The 20,228-nt window shown below is 71.0% G+C and carries 19 protein-coding genes and 1 pseudogene; 14 read left to right on the top strand and 6 right to left on the bottom strand.

What is annotated here, in order from left to right:
• The 6 genes and pseudogenes from H295_RS0141170 to H295_RS0141195 form a co-directional block, all read left to right on the top strand.
• Positions 1-360: pseudogene (locus H295_RS0141170) on the top strand (ketol-acid reductoisomerase); the annotation flags it as partial.
• A 31-nt stretch (positions 361-391) separates the two neighbouring features.
• Positions 392-1,405, top strand: coding sequence for an AvrD family protein (locus H295_RS0141175; RefSeq protein ID WP_020141207.1), 1,014 nt, complete (start codon positions 392-394; stop codon positions 1,403-1,405).
• Positions 1,406-1,471: 66 nt separating this feature from the next.
• The gene (locus tag H295_RS0141180) at positions 1,472-2,491 is read left to right on the top strand and encodes a beta-ketoacyl-ACP synthase III (RefSeq protein WP_020141208.1); all 1,020 of its coding nucleotides are present in this window, start codon (positions 1,472-1,474) and stop codon (positions 2,489-2,491) included.
• 86 nt (positions 2,492-2,577) lie between these two features.
• The gene (locus H295_RS44460) at positions 2,578-2,814 is read left to right on the top strand and encodes an acyl carrier protein (RefSeq protein ID WP_020141209.1); all 237 of its coding nucleotides are present in this window, start codon (positions 2,578-2,580) and stop codon (positions 2,812-2,814) included.
• An 81-nt stretch (positions 2,815-2,895) separates the two neighbouring features.
• The gene (locus H295_RS0141190; protein WP_020141210.1) at positions 2,896-4,293 is read left to right on the top strand and encodes an FAD-binding oxidoreductase; all 1,398 of its coding nucleotides are present in this window, start codon (positions 2,896-2,898) and stop codon (positions 4,291-4,293) included.
• A gap of 13 nt (positions 4,294-4,306) precedes the next feature.
• On the top strand, positions 4,307-4,723 hold the full coding sequence (locus H295_RS0141195) for a nuclear transport factor 2 family protein (protein ID WP_020141211.1): 417 nt from the start codon (positions 4,307-4,309) through the stop codon (positions 4,721-4,723).
• Between the two features lie 272 nt (positions 4,724-4,995).
• Here the strand turns inward: H295_RS0141195 and H295_RS47405 are convergent, their stop codons facing one another.
• Entirely contained in the window at positions 4,996-5,199 is a 204-nt protein-coding gene (locus H295_RS47405) for a hypothetical protein (RefSeq protein ID WP_158691131.1), read from the bottom strand.
• Positions 5,200-5,216: 17 nt separating this feature from the next.
• Here H295_RS47405 and H295_RS0141200 point away from each other — a divergent pair, with 17 nt between their 5' ends.
• Both H295_RS0141200 and H295_RS0141205 read left to right on the top strand, forming a co-directional pair.
• A complete protein-coding gene (locus H295_RS0141200) occupies positions 5,217-5,879 on the top strand; it encodes an RNA polymerase sigma factor (protein ID WP_020141212.1) in 663 nt (220 codons plus the stop codon).
• Positions 5,879-7,057, top strand: a complete 1,179-nt coding sequence (locus H295_RS0141205; RefSeq protein ID WP_020141213.1) for a hypothetical protein — start codon at positions 5,879-5,881, stop codon at positions 7,055-7,057. Before H295_RS0141200 ends, H295_RS0141205 begins: the two co-directional genes overlap by 1 nt.
• A gap of 225 nt (positions 7,058-7,282) precedes the next feature.
• Here the strand turns inward: H295_RS0141205 and H295_RS0141210 are convergent, their stop codons facing one another.
• Positions 7,283-8,122, bottom strand: coding sequence for a L,D-transpeptidase family protein (locus tag H295_RS0141210; protein ID WP_020141214.1), 840 nt, complete (start codon positions 8,120-8,122; stop codon positions 7,283-7,285).
• A gap of 174 nt (positions 8,123-8,296) precedes the next feature.
• On the opposite strand from H295_RS0141210, the gene H295_RS0141215 reads away from it, so the two are divergent.
• The gene (locus H295_RS0141215) at positions 8,297-9,877 is read left to right on the top strand and encodes an acyl-CoA mutase large subunit family protein (protein ID WP_020141215.1); all 1,581 of its coding nucleotides are present in this window, start codon (positions 8,297-8,299) and stop codon (positions 9,875-9,877) included.
• Positions 9,878-9,894: 17 nt separating this feature from the next.
• Positions 9,895-10,545: a leucine efflux protein LeuE gene (gene leuE, locus H295_RS0141220; RefSeq protein ID WP_020141216.1), complete on the top strand. Its 651-nt coding sequence runs from the start codon at positions 9,895-9,897 to the stop codon at positions 10,543-10,545.
• Positions 10,546-10,578: 33 nt separating this feature from the next.
• Here the strand turns inward: leuE and H295_RS0141225 are convergent, their stop codons facing one another.
• From H295_RS0141225 to H295_RS0141240, 4 genes are all read right to left on the bottom strand, one after another.
• A complete protein-coding gene (locus H295_RS0141225) occupies positions 10,579-11,451 on the bottom strand; it encodes a class I SAM-dependent methyltransferase (protein ID WP_020141217.1) in 873 nt (290 codons plus the stop codon).
• Positions 11,452-11,529: 78 nt separating this feature from the next.
• Positions 11,530-12,663, bottom strand: a complete 1,134-nt coding sequence (locus H295_RS0141230; RefSeq protein WP_020141218.1) for an acyltransferase family protein — start codon at positions 12,661-12,663, stop codon at positions 11,530-11,532.
• Between the two features lie 183 nt (positions 12,664-12,846).
• Positions 12,847-14,190 carry an alpha-2,8-polysialyltransferase family protein gene (locus tag H295_RS0141235; protein WP_020141219.1) on the bottom strand — a complete coding sequence of 448 codons (1,344 nt, stop codon included), beginning with the start codon at positions 14,188-14,190 and terminating at the stop codon, positions 12,847-12,849.
• Positions 14,190-15,176, bottom strand: a complete 987-nt coding sequence (locus H295_RS0141240) for a glycosyltransferase family 2 protein (RefSeq protein WP_028810215.1) — start codon at positions 15,174-15,176, stop codon at positions 14,190-14,192. Before H295_RS0141240 ends, H295_RS0141235 begins: the two co-directional genes overlap by 1 nt.
• A gap of 198 nt (positions 15,177-15,374) precedes the next feature.
• On the opposite strand from H295_RS0141240, the gene H295_RS0141245 reads away from it, so the two are divergent.
• The 4 genes from H295_RS0141245 to H295_RS0141260 all read left to right on the top strand — a co-directional run bounded on the left by H295_RS0141245 (position 15,375) and on the right by H295_RS0141260 (position 20,141).
• Positions 15,375-16,736: a DUF6716 putative glycosyltransferase gene (locus H295_RS0141245; RefSeq protein ID WP_020141221.1), complete on the top strand. Its 1,362-nt coding sequence runs from the start codon at positions 15,375-15,377 to the stop codon at positions 16,734-16,736.
• 50 nt (positions 16,737-16,786) lie between these two features.
• Positions 16,787-18,007 carry an N-acylneuraminate cytidylyltransferase gene (locus H295_RS0141250; protein WP_020141222.1) on the top strand — a complete coding sequence of 407 codons (1,221 nt, stop codon included), beginning with the start codon at positions 16,787-16,789 and terminating at the stop codon, positions 18,005-18,007.
• Positions 18,008-18,021: 14 nt separating this feature from the next.
• Positions 18,022-18,963: an N-acetylneuraminate synthase family protein gene (locus H295_RS0141255; protein WP_020141223.1), complete on the top strand. Its 942-nt coding sequence runs from the start codon at positions 18,022-18,024 to the stop codon at positions 18,961-18,963.
• A 104-nt stretch (positions 18,964-19,067) separates the two neighbouring features.
• Positions 19,068-20,141 carry a hypothetical protein gene (locus H295_RS0141260; RefSeq protein WP_020141224.1) on the top strand — a complete coding sequence of 358 codons (1,074 nt, stop codon included), beginning with the start codon at positions 19,068-19,070 and terminating at the stop codon, positions 20,139-20,141.
• The last annotated feature ends 87 nt before the right edge of the window (positions 20,142-20,228 follow it).

A 20,228-nucleotide genomic window follows, 5' to 3' on the forward strand; every position in this document is an offset into this window, starting at 1 on the left:
CTGACCGAGGCCGGCTACCAGCCGGAGATCGCGTACTTCGAGTGCCTGCACGAGCTGAAGCTCATCGTCGACCTCATGTACGAGGGCGGCCTGGAGAAGATGCGCTGGTCGATCTCCGAGACCGCCGAGTGGGGCGACTACGTCACCGGCCCGCGGATCATCACGGACGCCACCAAGGCCGAGATGAAGAAGGTCCTCGCCGAGATCCAGGACGGCACCTTCGCGCGTGAGTGGATGGCCGAGTACCACGGCGGTCTGAAGAAGTACGAGGCGCGCCGGACGGCGGACTCCGAGCACCTGCTGGAGACCACCGGCAAGCAGTTGCGCGGGCTCATGAGCTGGGTCGACGAGCACAACTAGCCCCACCGCGCCACCCAACGGGAGGAACGACATGACCGACACGACTACCGCGCCGGAATCTGTGCGCCGTACCGTCGACGACTATCTGGGTCCTGGCGAGAAACGGTTCTTCGGGGACGGCTACAAACGGGCCGTGCAGACACTCGGGGACATCGTGCTGGACGTGGGCCCCGACGGCGCCGGATCCGTGCGCGCACGGGCGTCCGTGCGCTACCCGGAGGACTGGTCCAGGAAGGGCCGGCGGAACCAGGCACCGCATCTGAGCAGCATCGACGTGCTGTTGCTGGCAGGCGAGGTCGCGGAGGTGTACCTCACGCACGCCCTGGGCCTCGACGCGCGCAGCCGCAGCGAGATGCGGCTGCGCAAAGTCCGGATGAAGGCGGGCACCAGCCCGGTGGAGGAGGCGCTCGACGGGTTCGAAGTCCGGGCCGCCATCACCTCGCTGCCGCCGCAGGCGCACACAGCACGGCGGGTCTCCGTGGCCGACTGCCAGGTGGGCGCGCTGCGGGTCCGGTGCGAGATCGAGCACCCGGCCGGCACCGTACGACCGGGCACCGGCGGGTACCACGGTCCGGACGACCTTCTGGGCCCCGCCGAACTCCGGCCGTTCCGGGCCGCGCACAAGACCAAGAGCCAGCTCATCCAGGACCTTCGGGTGGATCTCGGGGAGCTGAGCGCCCGGGCGACGGTGGGTTCCCGGAGTTCGGCCCCGGCTGCGCTCACCGTGCAGGGACTCGAGAGCTACAGCCACCCGGCCACCTCGATCCTCGATGTCTTCGTCTGCGCCATCCAGCTCGGGCAGATCCTGCTCTACGAACTCGACGGCGTACCGCGCTCCGAGAGCAACACGCTGTGGATGCGCCAGTCCGTCCTCACGATCGCGGACACAGCGCGGCCGGTGACCTCGCCCGCCCCGCTCTCCGTTCGGCTGGCCGAACCCCAGCTCCTCACCACACGTGAGGGAGACACCTGGCGGTCCGTGGAGATCGCCGGGGAGCTCCAGCACATGTCCGTCACCTGCTCGGCCGCTCACCGGCTGCCGTAGCGCCCGACATGGAAGGAACACAAGAATGAACGGCGACCACCGTTCCCACCTACGCCGGGGCCGGTCATGAACCGTGCCGCCGTCCTCGCCGGCATCGGAGCCATGGTTCCGGAGCGGGTGGTGGACAACGACGAGATCTCCACCCTGGTCGACACCAACGACCAGTGGATCCGCACCAGAACGGGCATAGGCAGCCGCCACTGGGCCGACGCGGGCGTCAGCACCGGCGACCTCGCGGTCGAGGCGGCCCGGCGGGCCCTGGAGTCAGCGGGCGTCGACTCGGTCGACCTGGTGGTCCTGGCGACCAGCACCCCGGACCAGCCCATGCCGGCCACGGCCCCGCGTGTCGCGTCCGACCTGGGCCTGGACGGCACTCCCGGCTACGACCTCTCGGCGGCCTGCGCGGGATTCATCTACGGACTCCACTCGGCGACCGGAGCGATCGCCTCCGGCAACTGTGAACGGGTCCTCGTGATCGGCGCGGACATCTGGTCCACCCGGCTCGATCCGCAGGACCGCGCGACCGCCATCATCTTCGGTGACGGTGCGGGCGCCGCCGTCCTGCGTGCCGGGGACGCAAGCGAGCCCGGCGCGCTCGCCGGGTTCGACCTGGGCAGCGACGGCGCCCACAAGGACCTGGCCGTCCTGCCGGCCGGCGGATCGCGGCAGCGGTCCCGACGGGAGCCGCTGCGCGAGGCGGACAACTACCTGTCCATGCGCGGCAAGGAGATCTTCACCCACGCCGTGGACCGGATGTCCGGCTCCTCCGCGGCCTTGCTCCGGCGGATCGGCTGGAGCACAGACGACGTCGACTGGTTCGTCGGCCACCAGGCCAACGCGCGCATCTTGAACACCGTGGCCGACGTGATGCACGTCGACCGCTCCCGCGTCCTGGTCCACCTCGACCGGGTCGGGAACACCTCCGCCGCCTCCATCCCCCTGGCGCTGGCCGACGCGGCGGCCGGCGGAGACCTCAAGCCGGGACAGAACGTCCTGCTGACGTCCTTCGGAGGCGGCCTGAGCTGGGGTTCAACCGCCCTGCGCTGGCCCGACGTCAAGGCCCTCGCGCCGACCTCCCGCGCCTGACGGGCAGGCGCCCGCCGCACAGCCCGGCCCACTCCCTCGACGACCACCCACCGTTGGGCGGTCCGACCCACTCGTGAAAGGCAGTCATGGACGCCATCGCCGACCGCATCGTGAACATTCTTGTGGAGAAGTTCGCCGTCGAAGACGACATCACCCCCGCCACTGCGTTCTCCGGCCTCGAACTGGACTCGCTGGTCATGCTCGAGCTCTCGGTCATCATCGAGCGCGACCACGGGCTGCGCATACCCGAAGACGAGCTTCTGGAGGCGGGGAGCGTCGACGGCATTGTCGCGCTGATCACCGCCGGCAGCCGGGCCGCGTGACCTGCGGGCCGTTCCACCTCCCACCCAAACCTTCTTCCGTCGGCCGCAGTTGCCGCACCGACGAGCCACGCAGGAGACACCATGACGCTGAAGAACCGTTCCGGACAGCCCGTCGCGGCGGCCGACATCGACGCGCTGCGCACCGCCGTACGCGGTGATGTCCTCGGACAGCAGGACGACGGGTACGCCCAGGCCCGACTGGTGTGGAACGGATATTTCAACCGCAACCCGGGGCTGATCGTGCGCTGCGCGGGAGCGGCCGACGTGGTCGAGGCCGTGCGCTTCGCCACCCGGCACGACGTGTCGCTGGCCGTACGCAGTGGCGGGCACAGCTATCCGGGGCACTCGACGATCGACGACGGCCTGGTCGTCGACCTGACCCGGATGAAGGGCATCCGGGTCGACCTGCAGCAGGGCGTGGCGATCGCCGAGCCCGGTCTGCTGCTGGCCGACCTCGACGATGAGACCTACCGGTTCGGACTCGCCGTGACCGGCGGCCAGGTCTCGCACACCGGCATCGCCGGTCTCACCCTCGGCGGTGGCATCGGATGGCTGTGCCGGGCGCAGGGCCTCACCGTCGACAACCTCATCGCCGCCGACGTCGTGCTCGCGAATGGCGAGGTGCGACGGGCCAGTGCGGACGACGACGCCGACCTCTTCTGGGCGATCCGGGGCGGCGGCGGCAACTTCGGCATCGTGACGTCGTTCGAGTACAAGCTGCACCCCCAGGGCGCGTGCCGCACCGGCGTCGTGGTCTACCGGGGCGCCGACCACCGCGCCGTCGCCGAGGGCGTGTCCGATTTTGCCCGGACCGCTCCCGACCGGCTGGGGCTCGCCCTGGGCTGCCTCGACCTGGAGGACGGCGAGCCGGGCATCGCCATCCGCTACGTCGACACGGCGCCCGCCGAGGACACGGACCAGCTCGTCGAAGCTCTCGCCGGATTCGGCCCCGAGCCGTTCCTGCGGACCTCCGAGACGATGACCTACCCGAAGGTCCAGCAGCTCAGCGACGCGGACATGGTGCACCACCGCCGCTACTACACCCGGTCCTTCATGATTCCCACCATCACCGCCGACGCCCTCGGCACGCTGCTCGAGGGGTTCCAGGACCGTAGGTCGCCGCTGACCCAGGTGGGCATGATGCTGCTGGGCGGACAGGTGTCTCGTGTCGCGCCGGAGGCGACGGCCTTCCCGCACCGCGAGGACGGCTTCCTGGTGACCCTGCTCGGCGGCTGGACCGACGAGAAGGACGACGACGTCAACACCGCCTGGTGCCGGGAGGCGTACGACCGCATGCAGCGGTTCACGTCCGGCGGCGTGTACGTCAACGAACTTCTCGACGAGGGTGAACGGCGGATCATCTCGGCCTACGGCGCCGGTCACTACAAGCGGCTGTCGCAGCTGAAGGCGAAGTACGACCCGAACAACGTGTTCCGGGTGAACCAGAACATCAAGCCGGCGCCGTCGGTCCAGTCCTGAAGGGAGCACGGCCATGACCACGGCTGCACCGACCGCTCGCGCGGTGGTCAACGCCTTCTTCGACCGCTTCGGCAGCGGAGACCTCCCTGGCGCCCTCGACCTGTTCGCCGAGCGGGTCGACTTCGAGGTCGGCGGCGCTGCCAACGTGCCCTGGGCCGGGAGCCGCTCCACCCGGTCGGAGATAGCAGACTTCTTCGCCGTCCTCACCAAGGAGCTGACCCCGGCCGAGGAGTTCACCCTCCACACCACGGTCGCCGACGACCGGCACGCGGTGGTTCTGGGCCGCAGCCGCTTCGGGGTGCGGGTCACAGGCAGGACGTTCACCAACGACTTCGCCCTGCACATCACCGTGGCCGACGGCCGAATCGTGGGCTACCACATGTACGAGGACACCCACGCCATCAGCACGGCCTTTCCCCCGGCCGCCTGACCGCAGCGGAGCGCCGGGACTGCCGCCGCACCTCTCTCGGTGCTGCGGCAGTCCTTCAGGGAACTGTCAGATATCTGTATGAATGCCTTTTCGGTTGTTTCGCGCTCGCACTGGGTGATGCGGCTGGAGGTCCCAGGAAGGTCCCAGACAACTCCCACGGGCGCATCACCACGGCGCAGAGCCGATGGCCCGGGAGACGGCCGAGGCCGCCACCCCCCACAGGAGAGGCCCCGGCCGTCGCGCGGCACGGGCCGCGCGGCGGCCCGTACTCTCTACAGCGCCGCGGGTGCGGTTTGTGTCACACCCCGCCCCCTGATCACGACCCGGCCGCTTTTTGTACGGACATGGACGAGCAGCGGTTTCAGGTCGTAACGTGCCTTTCGCGCCGGGCGCGGATGTTGAATGATCAAACGCGACTCACGAACGATCACCACCACCCTCGACGGCTCGAAGCGACGACCATCGATCGCGACCACGTATTGAGGATTCACGGGTGCTGGGGGACGACGCGGAGCTGACTGCCGCGGTGCTTGCGGCACAGGACGGGGACGAGACCGCGTTCCGTACTGTGTACCGCACCGTGCACCCGCGGCTGCTCGGATACGTCCGGACACTGGTCGGCGATCCGGACGCCGAGGACGTGGCCTCCGAGGCCTGGCTCCAGATAGCCCGTGACCTGGACCGCTTCGACGGCGACGCGGACCGCTTCCGCGGCTGGGCCGCCCGGATAGCCCGCAACCGCGCCCTGGACCACATACGGATGCGCGGCCGCCGCCCCGCCATCGGCGGTGACGAGACCGAGCTGACCGGCAAGCCCGCCGAGTCGGACACCGCGGGCGAGGCCATCGAGGCGCTCACCACCGGTACCACCCTCTCGCTCATCGCCCGGCTGCCCCAGGACCAGGCCGAGGCCGTGGTGCTGCGGGTGGTGGTCGGCCTGGACGCCAAGACCGCCGCCGAGACCCTGGGCAAGCGTCCGGGCGCCGTACGGACCGCCGCGCACCGGGGACTGAAACGGCTCGCCGAACTCCTCGACGCGGATCCGGAATCCACCGGCGCGCTCGATGCCCTGCCGCCCCAGCGAGAACCGCAGGACCGTGCGGTGACGTCCGCGACTGTGACGCATATGCGTCCGCGGACGCAGAAGGACATGTGATGGCCGACGAGAGCTACAGGTGGCTGGACCTCGAGACAGCGGAGCGGTTGCTGCGCGGCGAGTCACTGGAAGCTGTCGACGCGACCACCCGCGACCAGGTCGAACTCCTCGCGCGGACCCTCGCCGCACTGACCGCGGAACCCCCGCCGACCAGCACCGAACTGCCCGGCGAGGAGGCCGCGTTGGCCGCCTTCCGCAAGGCGCGCGCGGACCGTGCGGACGACTGGGAGAGCCCTCCCGTGCCCGGCCTGCCCCAGGGCAGCGGACGCGACTCCGCCGACCCCGCCGACGCCGGTCTCGTACGCATCGGCGCCCCTGGTCCGAAGGCCGCGTCTGCCCGCCGGCGCCGCTCCGCGCACTTCGGCCTGGCCGCCGTCCTGGCCGCCGGGGTGGTGGGCGGAGCCGCGGTCGTGGCCGGAACCGGAGCCCTGGCGCCGTCCGGCAACGACGAACCGGAGCCCGGCGCGTCGGTGTCCGCGGACGTCTCCCCGACCCGTCCGCCCGGGTCCTCTTCGCCCCGGGTCCCCGAGGCCTCGCCCTCGCCCGGGGGGTCCCCGTCGGGCGAGGCCGGTTCGCGCGACACCGCCCGCGGCTCGGCCTCCGAGGGGCTCGGCGTCCGTCCCGGGGGCGACTGGAGATCCGCGCTCTCGTCCTGCCGTGACCTGCACGAGGGCAAGGGACTGACCCCGAACCGCAGGCGCTCGCTGGAGGGCGCGGCGGGCGGCTCGCCGAGGGTGTGGACGTTCTGCAAGGGCGTCCTGTCCGAGGGCGGCGCCCACGCCGGCTCCGACGACCACAAGGGCGACGACCGCAAAGGCGACGACCGCAAGGGCGGCGGCCGGGGCGGGCACGGCGGCAAGAACGACGACAAGGACGGGAACGGCCGGGGCGGCGGGAAGGGCCGCGACGACCGCGACCGCGACCGCGACCGCGACGGCGGCGGCAACGGACAAGGCGACCAGGGCGATCAGGGCGATCAGGGAGACAAGGACGGCCGGCACAACAGCCAGTTCATGGCCCCCCAGGACCGCTCCGCCCCCCACGACGACCGCCCCGGACCCCACGGCGGCGCCACCCACCCCGCCTCCCTCGCCCCGACGCCCGGCCCGAGCGGGGAAACGATGTCACCGAGCCCCGGCCCGGACCCGGAGCCGAGCCCGTCGTACAGCGCGCTCTGACCCTTCCCAACCCGCTGACCTGCATCTTTCGCGCCCGCGACAGCTCCCGTCCCGGTGGGTGTGACGTTTTCGGACGCCATGGCGCAGTAATGAGTGAGCCGACTGGTCATCGGCCGTCGCACAGAGCCGGGGTTCCCCCCGTACCTACGGCTCGTGCACCTGGCGCGGGCGGGACACGTTCCCCCGGTCCCGTCCGCGCCCCTTAGCTTCCCGAACTTCCCGCGCTCACCAGTGGACGACGACCTTGTCGCCGTTCCGCACCTGGGCGAACAGGCTCGCGATCGCCCCCTCGTCCCGCACGTTGACGCAACCGTGCGAGGCGCCCGCGTAGCCGTGGGCCGCGAAGTCGGCCGAGTAGTGCACCGCCTGGCCCCCGCTGAAGAACATCGCGTACGGCATGGGGGAGTCGTAGAGCGTTGACACATGGTGCCGTGACTTCCAGTAGACGCTGAACACACCCTCCCGGGTCGGGGTGCCCACCGAGCCGAAACGGACCGACACAGTCGTCAGCGTGCGGCCGTCGATCATCCAGCGCAGGGTCCGGCTCGTCTTGCTGATGCACAGCACCCGCCCGGTCAGACAGCGCGGGTCCGGGGCGTCGGCCGGCTGTCCGCCCATCAGGTACAGCTCCCACTGGCCCGGCTCGTGCGTCATGGCCTTCAGCCGCTTCCAGGTGACCGTGTCGGTCCGCCCGGTCCTCGGCAGCCCGCGCTTGCCCTGGAACCCCTTCACCGCCCGCTCGGTGAGATCGTCGTACGACCCCGTCGGGCCGTCGTACAGCCATGCGACCTGCCGCAGCCGGGCCTGGAGCTCCCGCACGCCGGGCCCGGTGTCGCCGCGCGACCACAGCACGGCGGAGGCGCTCGGCGCTGTCGTGCCGGACTTGGGGTCCTGTGCCGACGGCGTCGCGCCGGGGCCGGGGTCCCGCGCCGGCGGGGTACTGCGCTTCGGCACCTCGATCCGCACGGGGAGGTGCCGCTTGCCGTCGCCGTCCTCGCCGGTGCCCTGCACCGTGCAGCCGCAGGCCAGCGCCAGGACCAGCAGTGCCGCGAACCCTCGCCCCATGCCCGTAGTACGCATCCGGACCCCCAGCCGTCTCACCGACATCCCCTCGATGTCTCCCCCCACTCGCCCGCCGACGAACGACCCACTCGCCCGCCGACGAACGACCCGGCCCGTTTCCCCCGCTCGCCGACCACCCGGCGGCGCTCCCCGCGACACCGCAATACCGTGGTGGACATGACGCGTGAGTCGGAGTCCGGACTGCCCATCGAACCCGTCTACGGTCCCGAGGCCCTTCAGGGCTGGGATCCCGCCGAGAAGCTCGGTGCGCCGGGCGCGTACCCCTTCACGCGGGGCGTGTACCCGTCCATGTACACCGGCCGACCCTGGACCATGCGCCAGTACGCCGGTTTCGGCACGGCCGTGGAGTCCAACGCCCGCTACCGGCAGCTGATCGCCCACGGCACCACGGGCCTGTCCGTCGCCTTCGACCTGCCCACCCAGATGGGCCACGACTCCGACGCCCCGATCGCGCACGGCGAGGTCGGCAAGGTGGGCGTGGCGATCGACTCCGTCGACGACATGCGGGTGCTGTTCGAGGGGATCCCGCTGGACCAGGTGTCGACGTCGATGACGATCAACGCCCCCGCCGCCCTCCTCCTGCTCCTGTACCAACTGGTCGCGGAGGAACAGGGCGTCCCGGCCGAGAAGCTCACCGGCACGATCCAGAACGACGTGCTGAAGGAGTACATCGCGCGCGGCACGTACATCTTCCCGCCCAAGCCCTCCCTGCGTCTGACCGCGGACATCTTCAAGTACTGCGGGACCGAGATCCCGAGGTGGAACACGATCTCGATCTCCGGCTACCACATGGCGGAGGCGGGTGCCTCGCCCGCGCAGGAGATCGCCTTCACCCTCGCCGACGGCATCGAGTACGTGCGTACGGCCGTCGCGGCCGGCATGGACGTCGACGACTTCGCACCCCGCCTGTCGTTCTTCTTCGTCGCCCGCACAACGCTCCTGGAGGAGGTGGCCAAGTTCCGTGCCGCCCGCCGCATCTGGGCGCGGGTGATGCGCGAGGAGTTCGGCGCGAAGAACCCGAAGTCGCTGATGCTGCGTTTCCACACACAGACCGCCGGCGTCCAGCTGACCGCGCAGCAGCCGGAGGTGAACCTGGTCCGGGTGGCCGTCCAGGGCCTCGCGGCCGTCCTCGGCGGCACCCAGTCCCTGCACACCAACTCCTTCGACGAGGCGATCGCCCTGCCGACGGACAAGTCCGCCCGCCTGGCCCTGCGCACCCAGCAGGTGCTGGCCTACGAGACGGACGTGACCGCGACGGTCGACCCCTTCGCCGGGTCGTACGTCATCGAGCGATTGACCGACGACGTGGAGGCGGCCGCGCTGGACCTGATGCGGAAGGTCGAGGACCTCGGTGGCGCGGTCGCCGCGATCGAGCACGGCTTCCAGAAGAACGAGATCGAGCGCAACGCCTACCGCATCGCCCAGGAGACCGACGCGGGCGAGCGGGTCGTGGTCGGCGTCAACCGGTTCCAGCTCGACCTGGAGGAGCCGTACGAGCCCCTCCGGGTCGACCCCGCCATCGAGTCCCAGCAGACCGAACGCCTCGCCCGGCTCCGCGCCGAACGCGACGGCGCCGCCGTGGACGCGGCCCTGGCCGCCCTCAAGAAGGCCGCCGAGGGCGAGGACAACGTCCTGTACCCCATGAAGAACGCCCTCAGGGCCCGGGCGACGGTCGGCGAGGTGTGCGGTGCCCTGCGCGAGGTGTGGGGCACGTACGTTCCTTCGGACGCGTTCTGAATGCGACACTCGTCTGCATGTTCGGTGTCATCGACCTCCCCACCTACCTGGCAGGCCTTGTCCTGATCGTGCTGCTGCCCGGGCCCAACTCGCTCTATGTCGTCTCCGTCGCCGCGCGGCGGGGCGTGCGGGCCGGCTACACCGCCGCGGCCGGGGTGTGGTGCGGGGACACCGTGCTGATGACACTGTCCGCGGCCGGGGTGGCCTCGCTGCTCCAGGCCAACGCCGTGCTGTTCGGGATCGTGAAGTACGCCGGGGCCGGGTATCTGACCTGGCTCGCGGTCGGGATGCTGCGGGCCGCGTGGGGGATGTGGCGGAGCCGGCGCTCGCCGGTGGCCGACGCGGAGGTGGCCCCGGCAGGTCCCGCGGAACGGCCGTACCGCAAGGCCCTCGTGATCAGCCTGTTCAACCCCAAGGCGATCCTGTTCTTCATCGCCTTCTTCGTGCAGTTCGTGGACCCGGCGTACGCGTATCCGGCCGTCTCCTTCGTGGTGCTCGGGGCGTTCGCCCAGGTGGCCAGCTTCCTGTACCTCACCGTGCTGATATTCAGCGGGACGAGGCTGGCGGAGGCCTTCCGGCGCAGGCGGCTGCTGTCCGCCGGGGCGACGTCCGCCGCGGGAGCGCTGTTCCTGGGGTTCGCGGTGAAGCTGTCGCTGGCCAGCGCGTGATCGGCCGCCGGACAGGGCGGGACTGCTGTTCGGCTACCGGGCGAGGGCCTTCCGTACCGCGCGGGTGACCACGGGCGGCAGCAGGTCCACGGCGATACGGCGGGCCGGGGAACGCCGTGGCCTCGGGGCGGGGCCGGGGGCGGCAGCGGGGGGCACGTAGTGCCGGGAGCGCGGGAACGGCGGCGGCTGCATCTTCTGGGCCCGCGCCCGCACCAGCCGGTGACCGGCGGCCTCCTGCACGCTCAGGCCCACGTCGGTCCGACCGCGCAGCATCGCCAGCAGCTCCTCCTGGACGGGCTCCGGATCGCCCCAGGTGGCGTACAGCTTCTGGGTGCTGAGGCAGATCGGTCGCAGACCGCGGTTCAGCACTGCCTCCCACACGGCGACCGAGACGCCCGGGGTGTGCTCGGAGCGGAAGTCGTCCAGGACGACGATCCCCTCCGGGCGCAGGATCTCGCGGGCGGCGCCGATGTCGCCGTGCACGTGCTCGTAGAGGTGCGAGGCGTCGATGTGCACGAACCGGCAGGTGCCCGCAGCCACTTCGCCCGGGACGACCGAGGTGGGGCCCTCGATCACCTTCGGCAGGACGTCGTGGAAGGAGAGGTAGTTCCGCTCGAAGGCCTGCCGGGTGAGGGAGGCGTACGACTTCGTCGCCTCCGCGCGGTTGGCGCCGTCCGGTGCCTCGCCCCCGAACAGGTCGCACACCGTGAACCGCTCGCCGTCCCGCAGGTGCCGACCCAGCAGGATCGCGCTCTTGCCCATGTACACGCCCAGCTCCAGCAGGTCACCCGGTTCCGCCTGGCGTTCCAGGAACCAGGTGAACAGCGTCTGGTCGAGCGCCGGGAACCACCCGGGTACGTCACCGAGTTCACCGGGATACGTGTGCGTCTGCTGTGCGTCGCCCATGGGACCAGTCTGCTCGGCCGACGAGGGCTCCGCGGGCGGAGAAGCGAACGCCGGATGAACAGCTCCGCACGCCTTGTCTCAGCGTGCCCTGGTGAGCGCTGTCCGCAGGCGTGGCGTCAGGCGGTCCTCGACGAAGCGGGTCAGGAGCCAGGCCAGGGTCAGCATCGAGGCGATCGTCAGGGCGAAGGTCACCGCGGACGGGAGGCCAAGGTCGCGGTGCAGGACGCGGATGACCACCCAGCCCAGGTGTTCGTGCACCAGGTAGAAGGGGTACGTCAGCGCCCCGGCCACCGTCAGCCAGCGCCAGTTCGCCCGGTCCAGCCAGCCGAGCGCGATCGCGGCGACCGCCAGGAACCCGAAGGCGACGACCAGGATGATCCCGTACGACGTCCGGTGCGCGAAGGCGTTCGGGTCCGAGACGTTCCACAGGTCACGCACCGCGTAGTGCTGGCCGACCAGGAAGCTGACGGCGACGATGCCCCACGCGGTGGCGTCCCTGCGGTCGCGGTGGACGAGGTAGAGCCCCATCCCGCCTATGAAGAACGGCGCGTACTCCGGCATCAGCACGATGTCCAGCAGCGGCATCCTCGCGCCCTGCGCGATCGCCGCCGCCAGCGTCCAGCAGGCGCAGAACATCACGACCCGGCGCCGGGTCGCCCCCGGCAGGACGACCACCAGCGCGAACAGGGCGTAGAAGCGGATCTCCGCCCACAGCGTCCAGTCCACGCCCAGCACCCGGTCCACGCCCAGCGGCTGCTGGAGCAGGGTGAGGTTCACCAGCGCGTCGCTCGGCGAGACCGTCCTGTAGGCCACCCACGGCAGCGCGAACACTCCGGCCACCAGGAGCACGGCCGCCCAGTACGCCGGCATCAGCCGGGACACCCGGGAGGCGAAGAACGAGCGCAGCGGGCGGCCCCAGCCGCTCATGCAGATCACGAAGCCGCTGATGACGAAGAAGATCTGGACGCCGAGACAGCCGTAGGCGAACGGCGTGTGCAGGGTGGGGAACTGCTGGTCGGCCGGGCTGCCCCAGGCCTTGGTGACCTCGCCGCCACGCCCCCCGTAGTGGTACAGCGCCACCATCAGCGCGGCGATCAGCCGCAGCCCGTCCAGCGCCCGCAGGCGGCCCCCGGAGCGTTTCACGGGCGCGACCTGAACGGGCGCGGCCGGGACGGGCTGCGGCTGGGTGGTGCTCACGACCGTCTCGGTCACGGTGGTAACCCCTAGCAGGGAGAAGTGGCGTCCACCAGCAGGTTAGGCACCACGCTTGAGTACTTCTGTTCGACGAGATCGCTCTTCGCCCAGCTCTCTCCAAGGGTTCACCGGGGCGACGGGCAGGATTCCCGCACTGTTCCCGGCCCCCCGGAGCAACCTCGGCCGCTCGGGGAGCAACCCCTACCGCTTCACGGACTTCTTCAGCGCCCGTGCCCGGCGCACCACCCGGCGGGCGGTCGCGTTGCGGGGCAGGAAGGCCAGCCGTCCGGGAATGCCGCCGGGCAGACCGAGCGCGGTGAGCCGCTTCTTGCGGAAGTAGCGACGGGTGCGCGGGCCGAAGTGCTGCGAGAGATAGCGCTCCGCGACCGGGCGCAGCGGCGGGTAGATCTTCGGCTGAAGGGTGTAACTCAGCGCGGGGATGAGCTCGTTGAGCGAGTCCACCGGCATCGCCTCCTCGCCGCGGCGGCCCTCCAGGTCCGGCAGCACCGCGTCGGCCAGCACCACCGGGACGCGGTTGCTGTTCTGGTACGGCGTCAGCCGCTGGAGGAGCAGCTCGGTGCCGATCCGCGCGGCCGGCAGGTCGTAGAGGGCCGAGGCCGTGAACAGCGCGGTGGAGAAGCAGCCCACGACCAGCGCCGGCCGCGCCTTCTCGAACAGCACCTCGGCGAGCACCGGCACGTCCAGGACGGTGAGTTCGACGCCCAGCCGCTCCGCCTCGGTCTCCAGGGCGCGGCTGAAGCGGGCCGGTGCGCTCGGGTGCGGCTTGAAGACGACCGAGCGGTGCCCCTTGGCGACCGCGCCCTTCAGCATCCGTACGTGCAGGTCCTCCTCCTCCTCGGGGGAGAGGATGTCCAGCGCGGAGAGGTACTGCCCGAGCAGCAGGGCCGTCTCGTCCGGGACCCGGGGCAACTCCTCGACCGACGCGGTCACTTCACCCATGGCCTTGAGGAACGCGGACGTCGGCACCACGACCGGCGGCACGTCGAACTCGGTCAGCAGCATCGGCGTGAGGCCCGGGATCAGGTCCAGGTGCAGCAGCCGGCGCACCCGCGTCCCGACCAGCGGGTCGAGCTTGTTGCGGGTGGGGCCGTAGCTCATCAGGCCGTCCGCGTACACGTCGACGGTGGCGCCGGTGAAGATCTGGGCGACGGTGAGGGCCGGGGCGACCTGGATGGACTCCAGGACCAGTTCGACCCGGTCCTCGCCGAGGCCCCACAGCAGCCGCAGATAGCGCTCGAAGAGGGGGATGTCGTCGGGGCGCGGAGCCCAGGAACCCGGGTGGAAGGGGCGGATGGCCTCGTTCCAGGACAGCACCTCGTCGAAGTGGTCCCGCAGGGGCGCGAAGCCCGGCATCTCGTCCAGCGGGGTCGAGATCTCCGGTGTCGCGGTGTTGTTGAACACCAGCAGCACCCGCCGCTCGGCCTCGTCGAAGAGGTCCGAGTCGATCGCGGCGGCCAGGGTGACGGCGCCGTAGAGCGTCGAGGCACAGAAGATCTGTGTGGTGGGGGAAACGGACGGGGACATCACGCGACCGCCTTAGTCGTGGTGACCCGCCGCCGCAGCCGCCGCAGCTTGGCGGAGCGGTCCAGGTCCATGGTGTCGAGCACGTCACCGAGCATGTCCTGCGGCATCCGCTTGACGGCCGCCGCGCTGAGGGTCCGCAGCTGCCGGGCCACGGAGGGCTCCCACTTGGACTCGTCGGAGAGGTGGTGGGCGATGATCGCGCAGTACGTGCGCACCGCCTTCGGCAGCAGCCGGTCGGCGTCCGGGTCCGCCGCCGTCTCCTCGATGACCTGGTCGAAGGCGCGGATGAAGTCGAGCTGTCGGGCGTCGCCGATCTGGGTGAGGGAGGAGGCCACCCCGCGCCGGTAGAACACGCCGAGCAGGCTCAGCACGGCGAACGACTCCGCCTCGCGGTGCAGCTTCCAGATCCACGGCCGGTCCTCGGCCGTGCGCAGTCCGTCGGTGAAGTGCAGCAGACCCCGGTCGAGCAGCCGGCGGTGGTAGGCGCCGGCCCACGCGTACGCGTAGTCCACGGAGGTCGAGCGGTCGGCGGGCAGGATCGCCTCCCGCGGGTTCAGCACCTCGTTCCGCCGCCCGATCGGCACCCGGTGCACGGTCCGGGCGCGCGCCACCGTCTGCACATGGTCGGTGCGGACGAAGTCGCAGCCCAACTCCTCGATGGCGGTGACCAGTTCGGTGAGGTAGCCCGGCGCGAGCCAGTCGTCACCGTCCAGGAAGGTCAGGTACTCGCCCCGGGCCGCGTCCAGGCCGGTGTTGCGCGCGGTGGCGAGCCCGCCGTTCGTCCCGTGGTGCAGCACCTGCACCTGGGCGACGTCCGACAGTTCCTCGGCCGCGCGGTCGAGAATGGCCGGGGTTTCGTCCTTGGATTTGTCGTTCACCAGCACGAACTCGAAATCCCGGCGGGCATTCAGACGGAGACTTCGGAGCGTGTCAGGGGCGTATTGCTGCACGTTGTAGAACGGCACGATGACGGAGAGCTTAGGCACCCGAGAAACGCTAGAAGGCGGTCCGGCAGCTGAACTTTACGGAAAGGGTACTTCGGGTGAACTCGATGTGTCGGATCGGTGCATCCCGTGTACTTCCGGGGTTCCGGCGGGCCAGTTCGGCTCTCGGTGGGGTGTTGTTAACTTTTCGTTGATTCGCGGTTGGGCCGGACCTTGGAATTGATTCCTAGCGTCTTCGTCGTGCCGCCAAGTTCTCCGAAGTCCCTTCGTATCGCCGTCCTCGCGGACTCCGACACCCGCTGGAAATGGGGTGCGCTGACCGCCGACCGCATCGCCCCCGGTTCGTCCATGGAAGCCGCCTCGCGCGGCGGGGCGCAAGCCGGCTTCACGCTGGACGGATTCCTGCTGCGCGGCCGGGCCACCCCCACCGCGCGTCAGCTCGACGAGGTGGGCGTGCGCGCGGACTCGCTGCGGGAGGTCACCGCCGTCGAGTTCCTGCGCGCCATGGCCGAGACGTCGTACGACATCGTCGTGCTGGCCCTGGTCGGCGGCGGCGTCCAGGCGATGCTGCACGGCCTCGCGCGGGTCTGGGACGGCCTGGAGAACGGGTTCGGTCCTGGGAAGCGGCCCGTCGTCGTCACCGGCTATGTCGGCGTCGTCTACGAGAAGCTCGCCGACGGCCTGCTCCTGCGGCACGGAGCCGACCTCGTCCTCGCCAACTCCCGCCAGGACGCCGAGCGTTTCCGCGCGGTGTACGAGGGGGTGGGCGCCGACGCCTCCGCGGTGACCGAGGTGGCCCTGCCGTTCCTCGGCGGGACGGCCTACGAAGGCGAACACACCCCGTACACCGTGGTGTTCGCGGTGCAGCCCTCGGTGCCCGACAACCGCAGGGACCGCACCTACCTGCTGGAGCGGCTGGTACGGCACGCACGGCTGCACCCCGAGCGCGAGGTGCTGCTCAAGCTCCGCTCCAGGCCGGGCGAACACACCACCCACATCGAGGAGTTGCCGTACCAGAAGCTGGTCCAGCGGCTCGATCCGCCGGCCAACTTCCGTCTCGTGTACGGGAACATGGGCCAGGTCCTCGACCACACCGACCTGCTGGTCACCATCAGCTCCACCGCCGCCCTGGAGTCCCTGCACCGGCGTATCCCGACGGTCGTCCTGACCGACCTCGGTGTGCGCGAGGTGCTCGGCAACCACCACTTCGTGGGCTCCGGCTGCCTCGCCTCCTGGGACCAGCTCGACGCCGGACACCGGCCGGTGCCCGACGAGGAGTGGGTGGCCCGGCAGGGCGTCGTCGCCGACGGGACGTACGCGCACGCCTTCGACGCGGCCCGCGAACGCATCACCAAGCTGCTGGCCTCCCCCGAACTGCCTCCGCTGACCCCGTACTACACACCCGTCACGGCCCCCGGCTACCTGCCCGGCATCCTCGCCCGCCACCACCTCGGCCCCGACGGCACACCGCTGCCGGGCGCCCCCGCCGCCGACAAGGACCCCGGCCCGGTACGGCAGATCGTCCGCCGGGCGGCCCGCGGCGCGTACCGGCACGGGGTGCAGCGGGTGGCTCCGGTGATCCGGCGGATGGGGGAGCTGTGACCACGTATCCGCATGGGGGAGCTGTGACCCCGTATCAAGGAGTAGACCTCATGTCCCACCCGCACGCCGTGCGCCGGGTGCTCGCCGTGATCCCCGCGCGGGGCGGCTCCAAGGGCGTGCCCGCGAAGAACCTCGCGTCCGTCGGCGGAGTCCCGCTGGTGGCCCGGGCCGTGCGCGAGTGCCGTGCCACCCGCCTGGTGACCGACGTGGTCGTCTCCACCGACGACCAGGCCATCGCCGCCGCCGCCCGCTCGGCCGGCGCCGAGGTCGTGCTGCGCCCCGCCGCCATCGCCGGGGACACCGCCACCTCCGAGGCCGCCGTCCTGCATGCCATGGACACCCACGAGGCCCTGCACGGCTCCGCCGTCGACGTGGTGGTGTTCGTGCAGTGCACCAGCCCCTTCATCGTCCGTGAGGACATCGACGGCGTGGCCTCCGCGATCGTCGAGAACGGCGCCGACACGGCCGTCACCGTGGCCCCCTTCCACGGCTTCGTCTGGCGCGACGAGGTCGACCCCACGCAAGAGCCCGGCGGCTACGGCGTCAACCACGACAAGTCCTTCCGCCCCCGCCGCCAGGACCGCCCCCAGGACCTCCTGGAGACCGGCGCCGCCTACGCGATGGACGCGTCCGGCTTCCGCAAGCACCAGCACCGCTTCTTCGGCCGCACCGAACTCGTGCGCACCGACCCCGCGCGCGTGCTGGAGATCGACGACCCGCACGACCTGGCCCGCGCCCGCGCGCTGGCCCCCCTCTTCGACGCGGACCGCCCCGGCGCGCTCCCGTCCTTCGAGGACGTCGACGCGGTCGTCCTGGACTTCGACGGCACCCAGACCGACGACCGGGTGCTGATCGACGCCGATGGAAAGGAGTTCGTCTCCGTGCACCGCGGCGACGGACTCGGCATCGCCGCCCTGCGCAAGTCGGGCCTGAAGATGCTGATCCTCTCCACGGAGCAGAACCCGGTCGTCGCCGCCCGCGCACGGAAGCTCAGGATCCCCGTGCTGCACGGCATCGACCGGAAGGACCTCGCCCTCAAGCAGTGGTGCGAGGAGCAGGGCATCGCGCCCGAGCGCGTGCTCTACGTCGGCAACGACGTCAACGACCTCCCGTGCTTCGCCCTCGTGGGCTGGCCCGTGGCGGTCGCGAGCGCCCACGACGTGGTACGCGGCGCCGCCCGTGCGGTCACCACCGTCCCCGGTGGCGACGGCGCGATCCGAGAGATCGCCAGCTGGATCCTCGGCCCCTCTCTCGACTCCCTCACCAAGTAAGGAAATCACCCGCCATGTCTGTCAACTCCCGTCTGCGCACCTTCGGCACCGAGCGCATCGCAGGCCCCGGCCAGCCCGTCTACATCTGCGGCGAGATCGGCATCAACCACAACGGCGAGCTGGAGAACGCCTTCAAGCTCATCGACGTGGCCGCCGAGGCCGGCTGCGACGCCGTGAAGTTCCAGAAGCGCACCCCCGAGATCTGCACCCCGCGCGACCAGTGGGACATCGAGCGCGACACCCCCTGGGGCCGCATGACCTACATCGACTACCGCCACCGCGTGGAGTTCGGTGAGGACGAGTACCGCCAGATCGACGAGTACTGCAAGGAGAAGGGGATCGCCTGGTTCGCCTCCCCGTGGGACACCGAGGCCGTCGCCTTCCTGGAGAAGTTCGACGTCCCGGCCCACAAGGTGGCCTCCGCCTCCCTGACCGACGACGAGCTGCTCCGCGCCCTGCGCGCGACCGGCCGTACGATCATCCTGTCCTCCGGCATGTCGACGCCGAAGCAGATCCGCCACGCGGTCGAGGTCCTCGGCTCGGACAACATCCTTCTCTGCCACGCCACTTCGACCTACCCGGCCAAGGCCGAGGAGCTCAACCTGCGCGTGATCAACACGCTCCAGGAGGAGTACCCCAACGTCCCGATCGGCTACTCCGGCCACGAGACGGGCCTCCAGACCACCCTCGCCGCGGTCGCCCTGGGCGCCACCTTCGTCGAGCGCCACATCACCCTGGACCGCGCGATGTGGGGCTCCGACCAGGCCGCCTCCGTCGAGCCGCAGGGCCTTCAGCGCCTGGTCCGCGACATCCGCACCATCGAGGCCTCCCTGGGCGACGGCGTCAAGAAGGTCTACGACTCCGAGCTCGGCCCGATGAAGAAGCTGCGCCGCGTGTCGGGCGTCGTCGCCGAGGCGGAGATCGCCGCGGCGGCGGGCGAGCCGGTCTCGGTCTGATCCACCAAGTGCCGGGTCCTCAGGCGTCGTTCGCCTGGGGACCCGGCGCCTCTCCTGCTGACGCGCCCCACATGAGCGCCCTACGACGGGACGGTCGTACGTCGATGAGCCCCCGCGCCGGCAACACCGGCCCCCGCACCCTCGCGTTCGTCGAGAGCCCGGTACAGCTCCTGAACGTGCTGGAGTGGGCGCACGCCCACGCGCCCGGCGCCGAACTCACCCTCGTCGTGCTGTCCCCGACCGACCCCATGACCCGCGGCCAGCTGCGCCGGATGGCCGAACTCGCCCGCGAGGAGGGCCACGAGGTCCGCTGGGAGGAGGCGAGGGGCGGCCCCGGGGCCCCCTTCCAGACCATCGGCGGCCTGGCGGGGATGCTCCGCAGGGCCGACCGTGTCGTCCTGGGCGACCCCTTCTCCCGCTACGTACAGCTCCTCCTGACCATCACCCGCGCCCCCGACCTGGTCGTCGTCGACGACGGCACGGCGACGATGGAGTTCGTCGCCCAACTGGCCCGCGGTGAACGCCTGGTGCGCTGGCACCGCAAGGGCGGCCGCCCGAGCCCCCGCGACCTCGCCTTCGCCCCGATCTCGGCGGCGGCCCGCAGACGCCTGACGCCGGGGGAGGGCCGGGGAGTCGGGATCTTCTCCTCGATGCCCATGACGGAGACGCCGGCGGGAGTGACCGTGTCGGTCAACGCCTTCGCCTGGACCCGCGCCCGCTTCGGCCCGCCCCGCATCACCAAGGGTGCCGACATGGTGGGCACGTCCCTGGTGGAGACCGGCGTGGTCGACGCCGACCGCTACCTGGAGGCGGTGACCGGCCTCGCCAAGACCCACGGCGCCACCCGGTACTTCGCCCACCGCCGCGAGGCGACCGACAAGCTCCACCGGCTGGCCGTGGAGACGGGCCTGGAGATCGTCCGCCCCGACCTCCCCCTCGAACTGATCGCCCGCCGGGGCCCCATCGGCCGTACGATCCTCAGCTTCCCGTCCACGGTCGTCCACACCCTCCCCCTCGCCCTGGCCGGCACGGAGGTCCGCGTCTCGGTCTGCGACATCGACCCGGACTGGCTGACGGAGACGGCGTCCCCCCGGGCGCAGGGGTTCCTGTCGGGGGTCACGGGATCGGCGAGGGATGTGCACCGGCTGTCGGCGGTGTCGGTGGCACCGGTCGTTTGAACCGCCACCGGTTGTCTGAACCGCCACCGGTTGTCTGAACCGCCACCGGTTGTCTGAACCGCCACCGGGTGTCTGACCGCCACCGGT

This window comes from Streptomyces sp. 351MFTsu5.1 (assembly GCF_000383655.1).
GTDB classification, from domain to species: domain Bacteria; phylum Actinomycetota; class Actinomycetes; order Streptomycetales; family Streptomycetaceae; genus Streptomyces; species Streptomyces griseorubiginosus.

Excerpts from the sequence above, each read along its gene's own strand:
- H295_RS0141175 (WP_020141207.1), top strand. The coding sequence starts at position 392 with ATGACCGACACGACTACCGCGCCGGAATCTGTGCGCCGTACCGTCGAC.
- H295_RS0141180 (WP_020141208.1), top strand. The coding sequence starts at position 1,472 with ATGAACCGTGCCGCCGTCCTCGCCGGCATCGGAGCCATGGTTCCGGAG.
- H295_RS44460 (WP_020141209.1), top strand. The coding sequence starts at position 2,578 with ATGGACGCCATCGCCGACCGCATCGTGAACATTCTTGTGGAGAAGTTC.
- H295_RS0141190 (WP_020141210.1), top strand. The coding sequence starts at position 2,896 with ATGACGCTGAAGAACCGTTCCGGACAGCCCGTCGCGGCGGCCGACATC.
- H295_RS0141195 (WP_020141211.1), top strand. The coding sequence starts at position 4,307 with ATGACCACGGCTGCACCGACCGCTCGCGCGGTGGTCAACGCCTTCTTC.
- H295_RS0141205 (WP_020141213.1), top strand. The coding sequence starts at position 5,879 with ATGGCCGACGAGAGCTACAGGTGGCTGGACCTCGAGACAGCGGAGCGG.
- H295_RS0141210 (WP_020141214.1), bottom strand. The coding sequence starts at position 8,122 with ATGGGGCGAGGGTTCGCGGCACTGCTGGTCCTGGCGCTGGCCTGCGGC.
- H295_RS0141215 (WP_020141215.1), top strand. The coding sequence starts at position 8,297 with ATGACGCGTGAGTCGGAGTCCGGACTGCCCATCGAACCCGTCTACGGT.
- leuE (WP_020141216.1), top strand. The coding sequence starts at position 9,895 with ATGTTCGGTGTCATCGACCTCCCCACCTACCTGGCAGGCCTTGTCCTG.
- H295_RS0141225 (WP_020141217.1), bottom strand. The coding sequence starts at position 11,451 with ATGGGCGACGCACAGCAGACGCACACGTATCCCGGTGAACTCGGTGAC.
- H295_RS0141235 (WP_020141219.1), bottom strand. The coding sequence starts at position 14,190 with ATGTCCCCGTCCGTTTCCCCCACCACACAGATCTTCTGTGCCTCGACG.
- H295_RS0141250 (WP_020141222.1), top strand. The coding sequence starts at position 16,787 with ATGTCCCACCCGCACGCCGTGCGCCGGGTGCTCGCCGTGATCCCCGCG.
- H295_RS0141255 (WP_020141223.1), top strand. The coding sequence starts at position 18,022 with ATGTCTGTCAACTCCCGTCTGCGCACCTTCGGCACCGAGCGCATCGCA.
- H295_RS0141260 (WP_020141224.1), top strand. The coding sequence starts at position 19,068 with ATGAGCCCCCGCGCCGGCAACACCGGCCCCCGCACCCTCGCGTTCGTC.